15 protein-coding genes and 1 tRNA gene are annotated in these 15,579 nt (G+C 66.8%); 9 read left to right on the top strand and 7 right to left on the bottom strand.

The features are described from left to right. Window positions 1-69: 69 nt before the first annotated feature. From QK287_RS09475 to QK287_RS09465, 3 genes are read right to left on the bottom strand one after another with little or no spacing between them, the layout of a single operon-like run. Window positions 70-1,134 (bottom strand): glutathione S-transferase C-terminal domain-containing protein, encoded by a 1,065-nt coding sequence (locus tag QK287_RS09475; RefSeq protein WP_226775865.1) that lies wholly within the window; start codon window positions 1,132-1,134, stop codon window positions 70-72. Beyond that, entirely contained in the window at window positions 1,131-1,931 is an 801-nt protein-coding gene (locus tag QK287_RS09470; RefSeq protein ID WP_282359926.1) for a M50 family metallopeptidase, read from the bottom strand. The genes QK287_RS09475 and QK287_RS09470 overlap by 4 nt, the downstream gene beginning before the upstream one ends. After that, window positions 1,928-2,314: a TraR/DksA C4-type zinc finger protein gene (locus tag QK287_RS09465; RefSeq protein ID WP_253032769.1), complete on the bottom strand. Its 387-nt coding sequence runs from the start codon at window positions 2,312-2,314 to the stop codon at window positions 1,928-1,930. The genes QK287_RS09470 and QK287_RS09465 overlap by 4 nt, the downstream gene beginning before the upstream one ends. A gap of 134 nt (window positions 2,315-2,448) precedes the next feature. Between QK287_RS09465 and malQ the strand changes: the two genes are divergently transcribed. Further along, on the top strand, window positions 2,449-4,683 hold the full coding sequence (malQ, locus tag QK287_RS09460) for a 4-alpha-glucanotransferase (RefSeq protein ID WP_226775862.1): 2,235 nt from the start codon (window positions 2,449-2,451) through the stop codon (window positions 4,681-4,683). A gap of 218 nt (window positions 4,684-4,901) precedes the next feature. Here the strand turns inward: malQ and QK287_RS09455 are convergent. Continuing rightward, window positions 4,902-4,984, bottom strand: a tRNA-Leu gene (locus QK287_RS09455). 163 nt (window positions 4,985-5,147) lie between these two features. Between QK287_RS09455 and QK287_RS09450 the strand changes: the two genes are divergently transcribed. Then, window positions 5,148-6,452, top strand: coding sequence for a M20/M25/M40 family metallo-hydrolase (locus QK287_RS09450; RefSeq protein WP_226775861.1), 1,305 nt, complete (start codon window positions 5,148-5,150; stop codon window positions 6,450-6,452). 20 nt (window positions 6,453-6,472) lie between these two features. Then, entirely contained in the window at window positions 6,473-7,639 is a 1,167-nt protein-coding gene (locus QK287_RS09445; RefSeq protein WP_226775860.1) for an acyl-CoA dehydrogenase family protein, read from the top strand. A 19-nt stretch (window positions 7,640-7,658) separates the two neighbouring features. Here the strand turns inward: QK287_RS09445 and QK287_RS09440 are convergent, their stop codons facing one another. Then, complete coding sequence (locus QK287_RS09440) at window positions 7,659-7,892, bottom strand: DUF5703 family protein (protein WP_226775859.1); 234 nt, start codon at window positions 7,890-7,892, stop codon at window positions 7,659-7,661. 39 nt (window positions 7,893-7,931) lie between these two features. On the opposite strand from QK287_RS09440, the gene QK287_RS09435 reads away from it, so the two are divergent. Continuing rightward, window positions 7,932-8,195, top strand: coding sequence for a hypothetical protein (locus QK287_RS09435; RefSeq protein WP_226775858.1), 264 nt, complete (start codon window positions 7,932-7,934; stop codon window positions 8,193-8,195). A 30-nt stretch (window positions 8,196-8,225) separates the two neighbouring features. Here QK287_RS09435 and QK287_RS09430 read toward each other — a convergent pair whose 3' ends face one another. After that, the gene (locus QK287_RS09430) at window positions 8,226-9,161 is read right to left on the bottom strand and encodes an aldo/keto reductase (protein ID WP_282359924.1); all 936 of its coding nucleotides are present in this window, start codon (window positions 9,159-9,161) and stop codon (window positions 8,226-8,228) included. A gap of 52 nt (window positions 9,162-9,213) precedes the next feature. On the opposite strand from QK287_RS09430, the gene QK287_RS09425 reads away from it, so the two are divergent. Both QK287_RS09425 and mshC read left to right on the top strand, forming a co-directional pair. Further along, the gene (locus QK287_RS09425; RefSeq protein WP_226775856.1) at window positions 9,214-10,047 is read left to right on the top strand and encodes an undecaprenyl-diphosphate phosphatase; all 834 of its coding nucleotides are present in this window, start codon (window positions 9,214-9,216) and stop codon (window positions 10,045-10,047) included. 15 nt (window positions 10,048-10,062) lie between these two features. Next, window positions 10,063-11,343, top strand: a complete 1,281-nt coding sequence (gene mshC / locus QK287_RS09420; RefSeq protein ID WP_226775855.1) for a cysteine--1-D-myo-inosityl 2-amino-2-deoxy-alpha-D-glucopyranoside ligase — start codon at window positions 10,063-10,065, stop codon at window positions 11,341-11,343. A 20-nt stretch (window positions 11,344-11,363) separates the two neighbouring features. On the opposite strand, the gene QK287_RS09415 is transcribed toward mshC, so the two are convergent. Further along, complete coding sequence (locus QK287_RS09415) at window positions 11,364-12,269, bottom strand: PAC2 family protein (RefSeq protein WP_226775854.1); 906 nt, start codon at window positions 12,267-12,269, stop codon at window positions 11,364-11,366. A gap of 130 nt (window positions 12,270-12,399) precedes the next feature. Between QK287_RS09415 and QK287_RS09410 the strand changes: the two genes are divergently transcribed. The 3 genes from QK287_RS09410 to QK287_RS09400 all read left to right on the top strand — a co-directional run bounded on the left by QK287_RS09410 (window position 12,400) and on the right by QK287_RS09400 (window position 15,564). Continuing rightward, window positions 12,400-13,149, top strand: a complete 750-nt coding sequence (locus QK287_RS09410) for an HAD family hydrolase (RefSeq protein WP_282359922.1) — start codon at window positions 12,400-12,402, stop codon at window positions 13,147-13,149. Next, window positions 13,142-14,350: a site-2 protease family protein gene (locus QK287_RS09405; RefSeq protein ID WP_282359921.1), complete on the top strand. Its 1,209-nt coding sequence runs from the start codon at window positions 13,142-13,144 to the stop codon at window positions 14,348-14,350. Before QK287_RS09410 ends, QK287_RS09405 begins: the two co-directional genes overlap by 8 nt. Window positions 14,351-14,463: 113 nt before the next feature. Further along, a complete protein-coding gene (locus QK287_RS09400; protein WP_282359920.1) occupies window positions 14,464-15,564 on the top strand; it encodes a tRNA (adenine-N1)-methyltransferase in 1,101 nt (366 codons plus the stop codon). The last annotated feature ends 15 nt before the right edge of the window (window positions 15,565-15,579 follow it).

Genomic DNA, 15,579 nt, shown 5'->3' with positions numbered 1-15,579 from the left:
CTGAGCCGGCCAAGCAGCTCACCCCTGGTGCTGTCGGGAGCGTTGCTCTCCCGTCAGCAGCCCGCGCCCTCAGCCGGCCCCGTGGCCGGGGGCCACTTCTTCCCCTGCCCGGACCGGGCCCGGAGGTGTTCCATCCCCGAAGGGCCGGCCGCCGAGGGCTTCGCGGCCGTGTGCGCTCAGCCAGTTGCCCAGCGCGGGGCCCATCGGCACGATCCCGGTGGGGTTGATGTCCTCATGGACGATGTAGTAGTGCTGCTTGATCTGCACGAAGTCGGTGGTGTCGCCAAAGCCGGGGGTCTGGAACAAGTCCCTTGCATATCCCCAGAGCGCCGGCATCTCGCTGAGTTTTTGCCGGTTGCACTTGAAATGCCCGTGGTAGACGGCATCGAACCGCGCCAGTGTTGTGAAGAGCCGGACGTCGGCCTCGGTGATGGTGTCTCCAACGAGGTACCGCTGGCCCGTCAAGCGTTCCTCCAGCCAGTCCAGCGCCGTCCAGAGCCGGTCGTATGCAGCATCATAGGCCCGCTGGGAGCCGGCGAAGCCACAGCGGTAGACGCCGTTATTGACCTCGGTGAAGACCCGCCTGTTGACCGCGTCGATTTCGCCGCGGAGGGCCTGCGGGTACAGCTCGGGGGCACCGGGGCGGTGGTAACCGGCCCACTCGGTGGAGAAGTCCAGGGTGATTTGCGGGAAGTCGTTTGTGACCACCTCGCCGCTGCCGACGTCGATAATCGCCGGGACGGTGATGCCCCGGGGGTACTCCGGAAACCGGCGAAAGTACGCCTCCTGGATCCGTTCCATGCCCAGGACCGGATCCTTGCCGCCGGGGTCAAGGTCAAAAGTCCACGAGCGCGCGTCATGGGTTGGTCCGGGCTGGCCGAGGGAGATGACATCCTCAAGGCCCAGGAGCCGGCGCACGATCACGGTACGGTTGGCCCAGGGGCACGCTCGGGCCGCTATCAGCCGGTACCGTCCGGGTTCCACCGGCCAGCCTGGCTCCCCCTTCAGGCCCGGGGCGCCGTCGCGGGTAATCCGGTCCTCGATGTAGTTGGTGTCGCGGGTGAACTCCCCGCCGCCGGTGACGTAGGCACCCTTAGTGCTGAATGCCGGGTCATCAGTATGCTTCATATTCATGGTCCAAGCCTATGCCCCAAGTCCGGGAAGCCGGCCGAGCCCGGCAGCATGGCCCCGCCCAGCACGTCGAACACCTGTAACATCGGCTGCCAGGCCACCCACCAGGCGGCCCCGACGACGGCGGCGAAGAGCACGATCCACAGCCCCGCAGGAACACGCGTGGCCCGGGCCAGCAGGTACGCGTCCGAGGATGCGAGCCGGTCCCGGTGCCGCAGGTGCACATTGGCCAGCTTCCCAAGGTCGCGGACGGCGGCGACCAGCAGCGCCAGGCCGAGCACGATCACCACGTGTCCGTTGAATTCGGGCGGGACGAAGAGCACCAGCAGCACGGCGGCAAGGACAGCGGCCGCGGTGATGAGCAGTCCGACCCCGTTGCGGATGAACAGGAATGAGGCCAGCAGCACAAGGGTTCCTACCGACATCGCCGCCGGACCCCAGCCGTTGAAACCGCACCAGACCATGGCTGCACCGACGACGGCCGGCACCGGGTAGCCCCAGAACGTCGACCAGACGGCTGCCAGCGGGCGGCGGCTGTAGGTGGTGGTGGTGCCCGAGTGGTCCAGGCTCAGCCGGATTCCACCGAGCCGCTGGCCGGTCATCAGCGCAGCGAAAGCATGGCCGAGTTCGTGGGTCACGGTGGCCAGCAAGCCGAAATACCGCCAGGTCACCCGTGGCAGGGACAGCGCAACAGCGAGCAGGACCACCAGCGCCAGTTCAATGCCGGTGACGTGGGGCAGGGGGGAGTGGGTGAACCCTGCCAGGATCCGGCTCCACCAGGTCTCGGCGGCGTTGGTCATGGCTTCGGTTGTCCTGTTCTTCCGGCCCGGCCCGCAGGACCTGCACTGTGGCGGATGCAGAACGGAGTCCACGCCCTGGCCTCCAGCCGGGCCTCTGCGATCTGTTCACCACACACCGCACAGACGCCGTACGTGCCTGCCTCAATCCGTTCCAGGGCCGCTTCAATGTGCGCGAGCCCCTGCCGGCTCTGTTCCAGCAGGGCCGACGCCTGCGAGAGCTCAAACGCGATCGTGGCACCTTCCGGATCGTGCTCGTCGTCGACGTTGGAGTCCTGACGGGCGGCATTGACCGAGCTGATGTCCTTGCTGAGTGCGGGGAGGAGGGCAAGTTTCCGGCGGCGCTCCTCCTGAAGAAGCACCCGGAATCGTTCGACGTCGATCATAGGACGCAACGCTAGCTTGGAGGTGAGCCCTGCACCTAAAGCCGGCGGGCCAGCATAGCTAGCCGGAACCGCCGGGCAGAACTTGCTTCCCTCGGGACGGGACGGGGCGGACGGCAAGCGTCTACAGTTGCCACATGGCGGACCGAACGCACCACAACAGCTCGACCGGCACAGCCGAACTGCTCAGGGAACTTGCAGCGGCCCATCGTGTCGGAACCTCCTACCGGGGCTGGGACGGCGTTGAACGGTCCGTTGCAGACGAGACCCTGCGCAGCGTCCTGGGCGCCCTGGGTGTGCCGGCCGGGGACCCCGCGGAGCTGGAACGCTCACTGGCTGAGGCTCAACTGGCACCGTGGCGGCGACTGTTGCCAGCGGTCGCCGTGGCCCGTGCAGGTCAGCCGCTCGCCATTGATGTCCATGTACCCCATGGGACCGCCGTCCGGGTGTGGATTGTCGCCGAGGACGGAAGCAGGTACAAAACGACTCAACAAGAAAATTGGGATGGCCCCGTCGACGTCGACGGCGTCCTCACCGGCCGTGCGACCTTCGTGATTCCGGACGGGGTGCCCCTCGGCTGGCACACCCTGCTGGCAGACAACGAAGGCACCGCGGCGCACTGTCCGCTCATCGTCACGCCGCTGACGCTGAGCACCACCGAGGCGCTCGCCGGGCGGCGGAACTGGGGACTGACCGCCCAGCTGTATTCGGTCCGGTCCTCCCGGTCCTGGGGCATCGGCGACTTCGCGGACCTCGCGGACCTCGCCGCGATCACCGGGCAACAGGGTGCAGGCTTCCTGCTGGTCAACCCCTTGCATGCCGCCGAACCCCGCCCCCCGGTCGAAGACTCGCCATACCTGCCGACCACCCGCCGCTTCTTCAACCCGCTCTACCTCCGGGTGGAGGAGGTCCCCGAGTACGGCTACCTCGACTCCGCAGGCCGGGCAGAAGTGGAGAACCTGGCCGGTCAGCAGCACACCGCCAATCAGGCGACCGGACTGCTTGACCGGAACTCCAGTTTCGCCGGAAAACTGGCGGCCCTTGAACTGGTGTTCGGCGTCCCGCGGGGCCCGGCCCGCGCAGTGGCTTTTCAGGATTTCTGTGCAGGGCAGGGCCAAGGACTCGACGACTTCGCGCTTTGGTGCGCCCTGGCCGAGAAACTGCCCCCGGAGGCACCGCAGTGGACTGCCGAGGCAGCCGCGCCCGACACCGCCTACTGCAAGGAGCAACGCACACTGCTCGCCGGCCGGATCGAATTCCACCGCTGGCTGCAGTGGCTCTGCGACCAGCAGCTCGAAGCAGCCCAACGCTCGGCCCGGCGCGCCGGTATGGAAATCGGGGTCATCCATGATCTTGCGGTCGGGGTGAAGCAAGGCGGCTCGGACAACTGGTCGCTGGCCGGGGTACTCGCCAGCGATGTCACAGTCGGCGCGCCGCCGGACATGTTCAACCAGCAGGGACAAAACTGGACCCAACCCCCCTGGCACCCGGGGCGGCTCGCGGAGACAGGCTATGCCGCGTACCGGGACATGCTCCGGACAGTGCTGCGCCATGCCGGCGGGATCCGGGTGGACCACATCCTGGGCCTTTTCCGGCTGTGGTGGATCCCGGCCGGTGCCGGTCCCGAACACGGCACCTATGTCTACTACGACCACGAGGCACTGATCGGCATCCTCGCCCTGGAGGCGCAGCGGGCCGGCGCGATAGTGATCGGCGAGGACCTGGGGGTGTATGAGCCGTGGGTCCGGGACTACCTGGCCGAACGCGGGATCTTCGGCACCTCAATTCTCTGGTTCGAGCACAACGCCGAGGGCCCCATCCCGCCGGAACGGTACCGGCAGCAGTGCCTGACCAGCGTCAACACCCACGACCTGCCACCGACAGCAGGCTTCCTGGCCGGCGAGCACGTCACCCTCCGCGAATCCCTGGGGCTGCTGCAGCGTCCGGTGGATGAGGAACTGGCCGCGGCCGCCGCAGAGCAGGCTGCGGTGCTCAGCCTGCTCCGGGACCGTGGACTCCTGCCCGAGCAAAGCCGCCCACAAGTGCCGGGGCATCCGGACGTGCAGGGCACGGTCGAGGCGCTGTACGCGTTCACCGCGCTGGCACCATCGTCGCTCCTGGGCGTCGCCCTGGTTGATGCGGTGGGCGAAACCCGCACGCAGAACCAGCCAGGAACCAGCACGCAGTATCCCAACTGGCGCATCCCGCTGGCCGGACCCCGGGGACCCGTGCTGCTGGACACGCTGCCGGAAGACCCCCGTTTCCGTTCGCTGCTCACCGTCGTGCGCGCTGCCTTGGGGGAGCCTGCCGGGCTTCGGGGCAGACCCTCGGGGCCAGAGGAGACCGCCAGCGCTGGCGGGCAGTGGCCCTGATTCCGGCCGCGCCCGCCGACCAGGTACCGGATAGCTTAGGCGGGCTCCCAGATGCGAACCGGATGTGCCCAGTTGCACCACGCAGATCCGACCGGCCCGTCCGGACCTTGGCCGGGATGGTGGGAAGGGCACGTGGCTGGTGGCCGTACCAAGCACCCAGTCCTGAAAGCCAAAAAAGGCCCCGGAATCCATACGGATTCCAGGGCCTTTTCCTGTTGTGCGCGGAGGGGGACTTGAACCCCCACCCCCTTTCGAGGACTAGCACCTCAAGCTAGCGCGTCTGCCATTCCGCCACCCGCGCAGGTGGTGTTCGGTGAACCTTTTCGCCTTTCAGCGTTTCGGTTTTCTCCGAAGCAGCGAGAAAGACTCTAGCATGAAGTTTCCGGAAACAAATAATCGGGGCCCCGGGGCGCAGGTGGGTAGGCTGAAGTGAGCACAACCACCCGACGCCAGGAGGAGCGACCATGACTGAAATCAGGCCCGAGGACGAAGTCGTCAGGATCTGCCAGGAACTGATCCGGATCGACACGTCCAACTACGGAGACGGCTCCGGCCCGGGCGAACGGGCAGCCGCCGAATACACCGCGGGCCTGATGACCGAAGTGGGACTCGACGCCGAGATTTTCGAATCCGCTCCCGGCCGGGCCAGCGTGGTGACGAGGCTGGCCGGGGAGGACCCGTCCGCCGGCGCCCTCGTGGTGCACGGGCATTTGGATGTCGTCCCGGCCCTGCGTGACCAGTGGTCGGTGGATCCCTTCGGCGCCGAACTCAAGGACGGCATGATCTGGGGCCGCGGTGCCGTGGATATGAAGGACATGGACGCCATGATCCTCTCAGTCCTGCGGAATTTTGCCCGCACCGGCCGCAAACCGAAACGCGACCTGATCTTCGCGTTCTTCGCTGACGAGGAAGCCGGCGGCACTTACGGCGCCCGCTATGCGATTGAGAAGAGGCCCGAACTCTTTGACGGGGCCACCGAGGCCATCTCCGAGGTCGGCGGCTTCTCCGCCACCATCGGCGGCCAGCGCACCTACCTGCTGCAGACCGCGGAAAAGGGAATTTCCTGGCTCCGGCTTGTCGCCCATGGCCGGGCTGGACACGGTTCCCAGATCAACACGGACAACGCCGTCACCCGGCTGGCCAGCGCGGTGTCCCGGATCGGGGAGTACCGGTGGCCGCTGGAGCTGACTCCCACAACCCGGCAGTTCCTGGACGGCGTGACGGAACTCACGGGCGTCGAATTCGATCCAGACGATCCGGACAAGATCCTCAAGGAACTTGGTACCGTGGCCCGCTTTGTCGGTGCCACGCTGCAGAACACCACCAACCCCACCCTGCTTAAAGGCGGTTACAAGCACAATGTGATCCCCGAATCGGCGGAGGCCCTCATCGACTGCCGCACCCTGCCCGGGCAGGAGCAGCAGGTCCTTGAAATCGTCCGCGAACTCGCAGGCAAGGGCGTCGACGTCAGCTACGTCCACAACGATGTCTCCCTCGAAGTTCCGTTCGCCGGCAACCTCGTGGATGCCATGATTGATGCGCTGCACTCGGAGGACCCGGGCGCGAAGGTTTTGCCGTACACCCTCTCCGGCGGCACGGACAACAAGTCCCTAAGCCGGCTCGGCATCACCGGCTACGGCTTCGCCCCGCTCCAGCTCCCGGACGAACTGGACTTCACCGGAATGTTCCACGGCGTGGACGAACGAGTCCCCACCGAGTCCCTGAAGTTCGGCTCGCGGGTGCTGGACACCCTGCTCACCAACTACTAGACACCCGAAAGGCACCGCGCATGCGCCCCGAAGACGTGCTGTCCGACGCCCTGCTGGACCGGATCCGCGGCCGCGCCGCCGGCTACGACCGGGACAACGCCTTTTTCCACGAGGACCTGGCGGACCTGGCCGCGGCCGGCTACCTGAAGATATTCGTGCCCGAGTCCGACGGCGGCTTCGGACTCGGGCTCGCGGCGGCAGCCGCGCTCCAGCGCCGGCTGGCGACGGCCGCGCCGGCCACCGCACTGGCAATCAACATGCACCTGGTGTGGACCGGCGTCGCGCATGTTTTGGCGGCCCGCGGTGATTCGTCGCTGGACTATGTCCTGAAGGAAGCCGGCCAGGGGGAGATCTTCGCGTTCGGAAACTCGGAGCCCGGCAACGACTCGGTGCTCTTTGATTCGCGCACCACAGCTGTTCCGCAGGCCGGCGGCGGCTACGCCTTCACCGGCCGAAAGATCTTCACCAGCCTCTCACCGGTGTGGACCCGGCTCGGGATCTTTGGAAAGGACTCCGCCGCCGCGGACGGCGCGGGGCAACTGGTCCACGGTTTTATCACCAGGGAGACCCCGGGCTACGAAATCCTGCCCGACTGGGACACGCTGGGCATGCGGGCCAGCCAATCGAACACAACGGTCCTGGCGGACGCCGTGGTGCCCCCGGAGCGGATCTTCCGGAAGTTGCCGGTAGGCCCGAACGCCGATCCGCTGATCTTCGCCATCTTCGCGTGCTTCGAGACGCTCCTTGCCGCGGTGTACACCGGCATCGGCGAACGCGCCCTGTCCCTGGGCGTCCAGGCCGTTAAGCGACGGACGTCGTTCAAAAACGGCGGGCGAAGCTACGCCCAGGACCCTGACATCCGCTGGAAGGTGGCCGACGCAGCGATGGCGATGGACGCGCTATACCCGCAGCTGGCCAGCGTCGCGACGGACGTCGACTCGCTTGCCGATCACGGCGGCCAGTGGTTCCCGAAACTGGTCGGTCTGAAAGTCAGTGCGACCGAGACGGCCCGTACCGTCGTGGACCTGGCCATCAGGGTCTCCGGGGGATCGAGCTACTTTCGCGGTTCCGAACTGGAACGGCTGTACCGTGACGTACTTGCGGGCATGTTCCATCCCTCGGACGACGAATCGGCACACAACACCGTAGCCAGCGCATGGCTGGGTCCGCTGGACCCCGACGCCTAGGTGGTCCGCTGGAGGCGCCCTAAACGGTTCGCTGGACCTGCGTCACCCGGCGGCGGAGCCAGAAGCGGCGGCCGCCGCCCAGATACAGCACACTGCGTTCCAGCTCCCATTTTCCGTACTCGGAATGTTCGACCAGACGGCGGTGCGCCTCGGGCAGGGAATCGTCAGGACTGACCGTCACCACGAGGTACTCGTACTGCTTGGCGTAGTCCCGTTCCCGCCGGACTGAGCTGTTGAGAAAATGTTCTTTCATTGCTCTCCATTTTCGTCCATTTCCGGCTAACGTGAAGTCATGAGCATCGATCCGCGTGTCGCGCTTGGAGCCCTCACGGCTGCGCTGGAAGAACACCTTGCCGCGGCGTCATCCCAGCGGCGGCCCGGGGACCCAGCAGTCGAGGCGGCGTTTTTCACCCTTGCCGATGCTTTTGAAGTCTACGACGATGCCCTCTATGAAGCGTACGGCGAAGTGACCGGGCTTGAGGTTATGGACGACGGCGGTGCTGAGGACGAGGACGAGACCGACGAAGAAGAAGACCTCGAAATCCTCCAGAACTGATCCGGCGGTGAAGCCGGCTGGGGTCGCCGCCTAAACGGGGCGGGACACATCTTCGAGGGCCTGCGCGATCTGCGGCGGGAGGGGCGCCAGTGTCGCATCCAGGATCTCCTTGAGCTGGACCGGGGTCCGCGGTCCCACGACCGCCGTTGCCACACCGTGCTGGGACAACAGCCAGCTCAGGGCGACGTCCATGGCTGTCCGGCCCAGGCCCTTCGCCGCCATTGCAACAGCCTCCACCACGCTGGATGCCGAACCTTCAAGGTACGGCTCGACATATCCTGCCAACCGCTCCTGGGCGGCCCGAGAATCCGCGGGAATCTGGCCGCGGTACTTCCCGCTCAACACCCCCCGTCCCATCGCGCCCCAAGCCATCAGGCCCAATCCGGCGTCCTCGACGGCCGGTATAAGTTCGGCTTCGGGGGAGCGGCACAGGAGGGAGTATTCGGACTGGTTGGCGACCAGCGGGAAACCAGCCACCGCTGCCGCCTTTGCCGTCTGCCAGCCGTTGAAGTTCGAGACGCCTGCATAGCGGGCACGGCCCGAGCGCACCGCGAATTCAAGTGCGGACAAGGTCTCCTCCAACGGGACGTTCGGATCCCAGGCCTGAGCGAACCAGAGGTCCACGTAGTCGGTCCCCAGCCGCGCAAGGCTCGCATCCAGGCCGGCAAGCATTCCGTTCCTCGAGGTGTCCACGCTGCGCCGGCCATCCGCCGTCGACAGCCCGGCTTTTGTGGAAATGACTACCTCCGAGCGCGCCACGACGTCGCCCAGCATGCCGCCCAGCATCGCCTCGGCCCGGCCTTCGCCGTAGGACGCTGCAGTGTCCAGCAAGGTCCCGCCTCCGTCCAGAAAAGTGCGGAGCAGGGCCGAGGCATCCTGCTCATCTGTTTCCCGGGACCAGGACATGGTGCCGAGGGAAAGGGAGGACACGCGCAACCCACTGTTGCCGACATAACGCTGCTGCATGTCAGCAAGCTTACGGGGATTAGGACGGCTTCATAACGTAGGGTCTATAAACGTGAACTGGTTTGAAGCGGCCTTTCTGGGCCTTGTACAGGGTCTGACTGAATTCCTTCCGATTTCCTCTAGCGCCCATCTGCGGATCGTTGGCTCGTTCCTGCCCACGGCGGCCGATCCCGGTGCCGCGTTTACCGCCATCACCCAGCTCGGCACGGAGACCGCTGTCATTGTGTATTTCCGCCGCGACATTGTGCGGATCGTGAGGGCATGGGCCGGATCCCTGACCGGCAGGGTGTCCCGGCAGCACCCTGACGCCAGGATGGGGTGGCTGGTGATCCTCGGCAGCCTGCCGATCATCGTCCTCGGGCTGCTGTTCCAGGACCAAATCGAATCCGTGCTCCGCAGCCTCTGGATCGTTGCCACCACACTGATTGTTTTCGGCATGATCCTCGCAGTCGCCGACGCCGTCGGACGCCAGCAGCGCGACTTGACCCAGCTCAGCTACAAACACGGCATCCTCTACGGCCTGGCCCAGGCCATGGCCCTGATCCCCGGGGTCTCGCGCTCCGGCGGAACGATCACAGCCGGGCTGCTAATGGGCTACACCCGCGAGGCGGCAGCCCGCTATTCGTTTTTGCTGGCGATCCCTGCCGTCTTTGGCAGCGGCTTGTACCAGCTCTACAAGGTGGTCTCCAAGGACGGCATCAGCGGCCCGTACGGTCTCCCGGAAACGGCCCTCGCCACCGCCGTGGCGTTTGTGGTGGGGTACATCATCATCGGCTGGTTCCTGAAATATGTATCCACCCACAGCTATCGTCTTTTCGTCTGGTACCGGATCGGCCTGGGCCTGGCCCTGTACGTGCTGCTCGGTTTTAACGTCATCAGCGCCTAGCACTAGGCTGGGACTGTGAAGTCTTGGATCTCCCGCCCCGTCCCCCACCTGCCGGGCAACATGCCTGCCCTCCGCCTCTTCGACACTGCCCAGGGCAGCGTCGTCACCCTTGGGGCAGCGGGTGAACAATCGATGTACGTCTGCGGAATCACCCCCTACGACGCCACCCACATGGGCCACGCCGCCAGCTACGTCGCGTTCGACCTGCTCAACCGAGCGTGGCGGGACGGCGGCCAGCAGGTCGCCTACGTGCAGAACGTCACCGACGTCGACGACCCCCTGCTGGAGCGCGCTACGGCGACCGGCGTGGACTGGCGGGAGCTTGCCGCCAGCCAAATCGAGCTCTTCCAGACCGACATGGAGGCCCTCAATGTACTGGCACCGGACCGCTATGTGGGCGCCGTTGAATCTGTCCCGCTGATTGTGCCGGCCATTGAGCGGCTGCTGCACCGGGGTCTCGCCTACCGGGTCCCCGGCACAGCCGGCGAGCCTGACGGTGATGTCTATTACGACGTCGAAGCCGCCAGCAAGCACGCCGCCGAGGCCACCGATGCCTGGACCCTCGGCGCGCTCTCCGGACTCTCCGACGCCGAAATGCTGGGACTCTTCGCCGAACGCGGCGGGGACCCCGGGCGCGTCGGCAAGCATCAGGCCCTGGACCCGCTGCTCTGGCGGGTTGCGCGGGCTGGCGAACCCAGCTGGCCCGGCGGGGAACTGGGGGAGGGCCGGCCCGGATGGCACATCGAATGTACAGTCATCGCGCACGAGTACCTGCCGGCGCCCTTTACGGTGCAGGGCGGCGGCTCGGACCTGGTCTTCCCGCACCACGAAATGAGTGCCGGGCACGCACACTCCCTCTCCGGCGTCCCGCTGGCGCAGCACTTTGCGCACGCCGGGATGGTCGGGCTGGACGGCGAGAAAATGAGCAAGTCCAAGGGAAACTTGGTCCTGGTTTCGAAACTCCGCGCCGCCGGCGAGGAGCCGGCCGCCATCCGGCTGGCCATTCTGGCCCACCACTACCGCAGTGACTGGTCCTGGACCGGGGCCGGGTTCGCCGCTGCCAAGGACAGGCTCCGCACCTGGCGGGCTGCGGCCGACGCCGCGCCGGAGGGCTCAGGTGCCGGGCTGCTGTCCCGCCTGCGGGCCGAACTCTCGAACGATTTGAACGCTCCCGGGGCGGTCGCGGCCGTGGACGACTGGGCGACGTCCGCCCTTGCAGCCGGCCGGCCGGGATCCCCGGCGGAGGGCGCCCTGGTCAGCGACGCCATCAATGCGCTGCTGGGCGTCGAACTCTAGGGCCCGAACCCGGCCTTGCGCTATGGCTTGTCCTTGCCGCGGCGCTTGAGGTAACGCTCAAATTCCCGGGCGATCGACTCGCCGCTGGCCTCCGGGAGGTCAGCAGTGTCCTTTGCCTCCTCCAGCTGGCGCACATAGGCAGCTATTTCGGGGTCCTCGGTGGCCAGCTCATCCACGCCGCGTTCCCAGGCGTCGGACTCCTCAACGAGGTCCTGGGTGTCCAGCGGAACCTGCAGCAACTCTTCGATCCGGTGCAGCAGGGCGAGCTGGGCCTTCGGCGACGGCGCCTGGGCCACGTAGTGCGGGACCGCGGCCCAGAGCGAGACCGTGGGCAGTCCGGCGAGCAGTGCTACTTCAGCGAGGACCCCGACGATTCCCACGGGACCCTCGTACTGCGATGCTTCAAGGTCCATCCGCTCCCGCAGCGCGGGGTCATCGGTGGACGTGCTTACCGGAATCGGCCTGCTGTGCGGCACGTCGGCGAGCAGCGCGCCGACGAGGATCACGTAGTCGGCGTTGAGAGCTTCGGCGTGGACCAACAGTTCGGCGGTGTAGGCGCGCCATTTGTAGGACGGCTCCGTGCCCTGGACAAAAATTACGTCCACGTTGGACCCGGGAGCACTCGCCTTGAAGATCCGGGTTGAGGGCCACTTGATCTTCCGCTCCCCGGTCGCCGTGCGGCGGATGGTGGGCCGGGTGAACTGGAAGTCGTAGTATTCGTCGGCGTCGACCGATCCGACTTTTTTGCCGCCCCAGAGCTTGTTCAGGTAGCGCAAGGCATCACTCGCGGCCTCACCGGCGTCGTTCCAGCCTTCGAAGGCGGCGAGCATTACGGTGATGCGCCTGCCCTCGGGAACGGGCTGCAGCAGCCGTTCCGGCTCGGGCACGCTGCCCGTTTCCGTGGGGTCTACCTCAAAGCTGTTCATCTCTTCACCCTACGTCCAAGGACCCGGCCGCCGCATGGAATGAAGCGCCGGGAATCGCCGTCCCGCGGTGGATATTCGCCACAGGCGTACTCTCGGGCCCCGCACAGGCCCGCACCGTAGACTGGAAAGTATGCAATCCACAGTTTCCCAGCCCCTCCTCAAAGCCGCGCTCTGGGATATGGATGGCACCATCGTCGACACTGAACCGTACTGGATTGAGGCCGAGCATGCCCTGGTCGAGGCGCACGGCGGGCAGTGGTCCCATCCGCAGGCGATGCAGCTGGTAGGCCAGTCCCTGGACTTCTCCGCGGGCATCCTGCAGGACGCCGGCGTCGCGCTGGAACGCCGTGAGATTATCAACATCCTCACGGCCCATGTCATCAGCCGGGTCCGTACCCTCGTGCCCTGGCGGCCCGGGGCCCGGGAGCTCCTGGACGAGCTCCACACCGCGGGCATCCGCTGTGCCCTCGTGACCATGTCCGAGGCCCCGCTGGCACGCGAGATCGTGGCGAGCCTTCCCAAGCCATACTTCGATTTCCTGGTAACCGGTGACACCGTCACACAGGGCAAGCCGCATCCCGAGGCCTATCTCAAGGCTGTCGAACTGCTCCAGGAGCAGGACCCCTCGCTGGCCCTGCACCACTGCATCGCACTCGAGGACTCGGAACCGGGAGTGGCGGCCGCCGTCGCCTCCGGAGTCCTGACGGTCGCCATTGCGCACATTGTGCCCCTGCCGCCGGACCCCCGCCACGCCAGCTGGGACACCCTGGCGGGCCGTACGGTGGCCGACCTCGAAGAACTCGTGGCGCTGCGGCACGAGTTCCCGGGTGCGCCCCTCGAACTGGAACCCGACGCTGCGAAGGTGCCTGACCATGACTGACACCGAAACCCGCGGACGCAATGGGCAGAATCCCCGGAAACAAGGCCGCAAAGAAGGAATCGCGCTGGGGCGTATCTTTGGTGTGCCGGTAATCCTCGCCTATTCGTGGTTCATCATTGCCGCCTTCACCGTGATCGCCTACGGCCCGGTGCTGCAGGCGAACAACCCCTTGCTGGGCATCGGCGCGTACCTTGTCGCCTTCGCCTACGCTGTCCTGCTGCTGATTTCAGTCCTGGTGCACGAACTCGCGCACGCACTCACTGCCAGGATCTTCGGCTGGCCCAGCGAAAAGATCGTCTTGAACCTCTGGGGCGGGCACACCCAGTTCGAAAGCTTCACGGCTTCGCCCGGCCGGTCGGTCCTTGTGGCGATGGCAGGTCCTGCGGCGAACTTTGTCCTGGCCGCAGCGGGCTGGCTCCTGCTGACCGGCGCCGACCTGCGCGGAGTCGCGGGCATCCTGGCCAACATCTTCGTCTGGGCCAACCTGCTGATCGGCCTCTTCAACGTTCTGCCCGGGTTGCCGCTGGACGGCGGCCGGCTGGTGGAGTCCGCCGTGTGGAAACTGACGGGCAGCCAGGAGAAGGGCACCGTGGCGGCGGGCTGGGGCGGCAGGATCATTGTGATCGCCCTCGTGCTGTGGTTTGTGGCGCTGCCATTGCTCAGCGGCGGCCGGCCGGATGTTTCACTGATGCTCATCACAGCCCTCGTTGGCAGCTTCCTCTGGATGGGCGCCGGCGCCTCGATTGTGCAGGCACGGCTGCGGGGCCGGCTACCCCTGGTGGAAGCCGGGGCGCTGGCCGAACCCGCGCTCGGCTTCCCGGAGTCGGCCACCGTGGCCGAGCTGCTGGCGCTGGCCCCGAATCCGGCCACCGGGGCAGTTCCGGCTATTGTCCTTTACGGTCCGGACGGGCGTCCGGCGGGAGTGGTCGACGGCGCGGCAGTGGCCACCGTTCCTGCCGGCGCGGCTGCCACCACCGCCCTCACCGCCGTGTCCTACGCCCTTGGACCCGGCGCGTACGTGCCCGCTTGGTCAAAGGGGCAGGAACTGCTCCAGTACCTGGCCCAGCTCGACGGCGTGGAGTACGCCGTGGTGGACCGCGACGGCACCGTCACCGGACTGCTCCGACAATCAGTTGTGCTGGCAGCCCTCAAGGGCCGGCGTCCGGGGCCCGGCAAGCGGATGTTCGGCCAAAGCCGGTAGAGTTACCTGCCGGTCGTGTATTTCCGTGCCCGGGCCACGGCCCCGGGCACCCGGGGCCGGACCTCCGGCACCATCGGCGTCCACACAGCTTTCCAGGAGCGAGGAACATCTTCATGAGCAGCGACACCGCCGCCAGCATCAGCCCAGACGACGCCGGAACGGCCGACGGCGCTGCCGTCAGCAGCGCACCGGCAACGGAGACCGCACGAATGGCCGCCGCCCCCGTCGGGTCAGCGCGCCGACGCGGACCCTTCCGGGAGGGTGAGCGTGTCCAGCTCACCGACGAACGCGGCCGGATGAACACAATCAGCCTTGAAGCCGGCGGTGCTTTCCACACCCACCGCGGCTTCCTGAACCATGACGAGATCATCGGCATGCCGGATGGATCCGTCGTAGTCAACAACGTTGGCCAGCAGTACCAGACGCTGCGGCCCCTGCTCTCGGACTTTGTCCTGTCCATGCCGCGCGGCGCGGCCGTCGTCTACCCCAAAGACGCCGGCCAGATTGTCACCATGGCGGACATCTTCCCGGGCGCCCGCGTGGTCGAGGCAGGCGTCGGCTCCGGCGCGTTGTCCATCTCGCTGCTTCGTGCGGTGGGCGACAACGGCTACCTGCACTCTTTTGAGCGCCGGGAGGAATTCGCCGACATCGCCCGCGGCAACGTCGAGACGATCTTCGGCGGCCCGCACCCGGCCTGGCAGATCAGCATTGGCGATTTCCAGGAGGAAGTGGTCCGCACCGAGGAGCCCGGTTCGGTGGACCGGGTGGTCCTGGACATGCTGGCCCCGTGGGAATGCCTTGACGCCGTAGCCACTGTCCTGGCACCGGGCGGCGTGTGGATCAACTACGTCGCCACCGTCACGCAGCTGTCCCGGACCGCGGAGGCCATCCGCGCCGACGGCCGCTTCACCGAACCCGACGCCTGGGAATCCATGGTCCGCGGCTGGCACCTCGAGGGTCTCGCCGTGCGTCCGGACCACAGGATGGTCGCGCACACCGGCTTCCTGCTCGTCACCCGGCGGCTCGCGGACGGCGTCACGGGCATCTCCCTGAAGCGCCGTCCGTCGAAGACCGGCTTCAACGAAGAGGATGTAAATGCCTGGACGCCCGGTGCCGTAGGGGAGCGCGCCGTGTCGGACAAGAAGCTGCGCCGGGCGGCCCGGGACGCCATCGCCGGAACCAACGTCAAGGACGATCCGGAGATCACGAAGTAGTCCGCATTTCGGAAC

The organism is Arthrobacter sp. AL05 (genome assembly GCF_029960715.1).
GTDB lineage: Bacteria > Actinomycetota > Actinomycetes > Actinomycetales > Micrococcaceae > Arthrobacter.
This window is presented reverse-complemented; position numbering and strand designations above follow the sequence as displayed.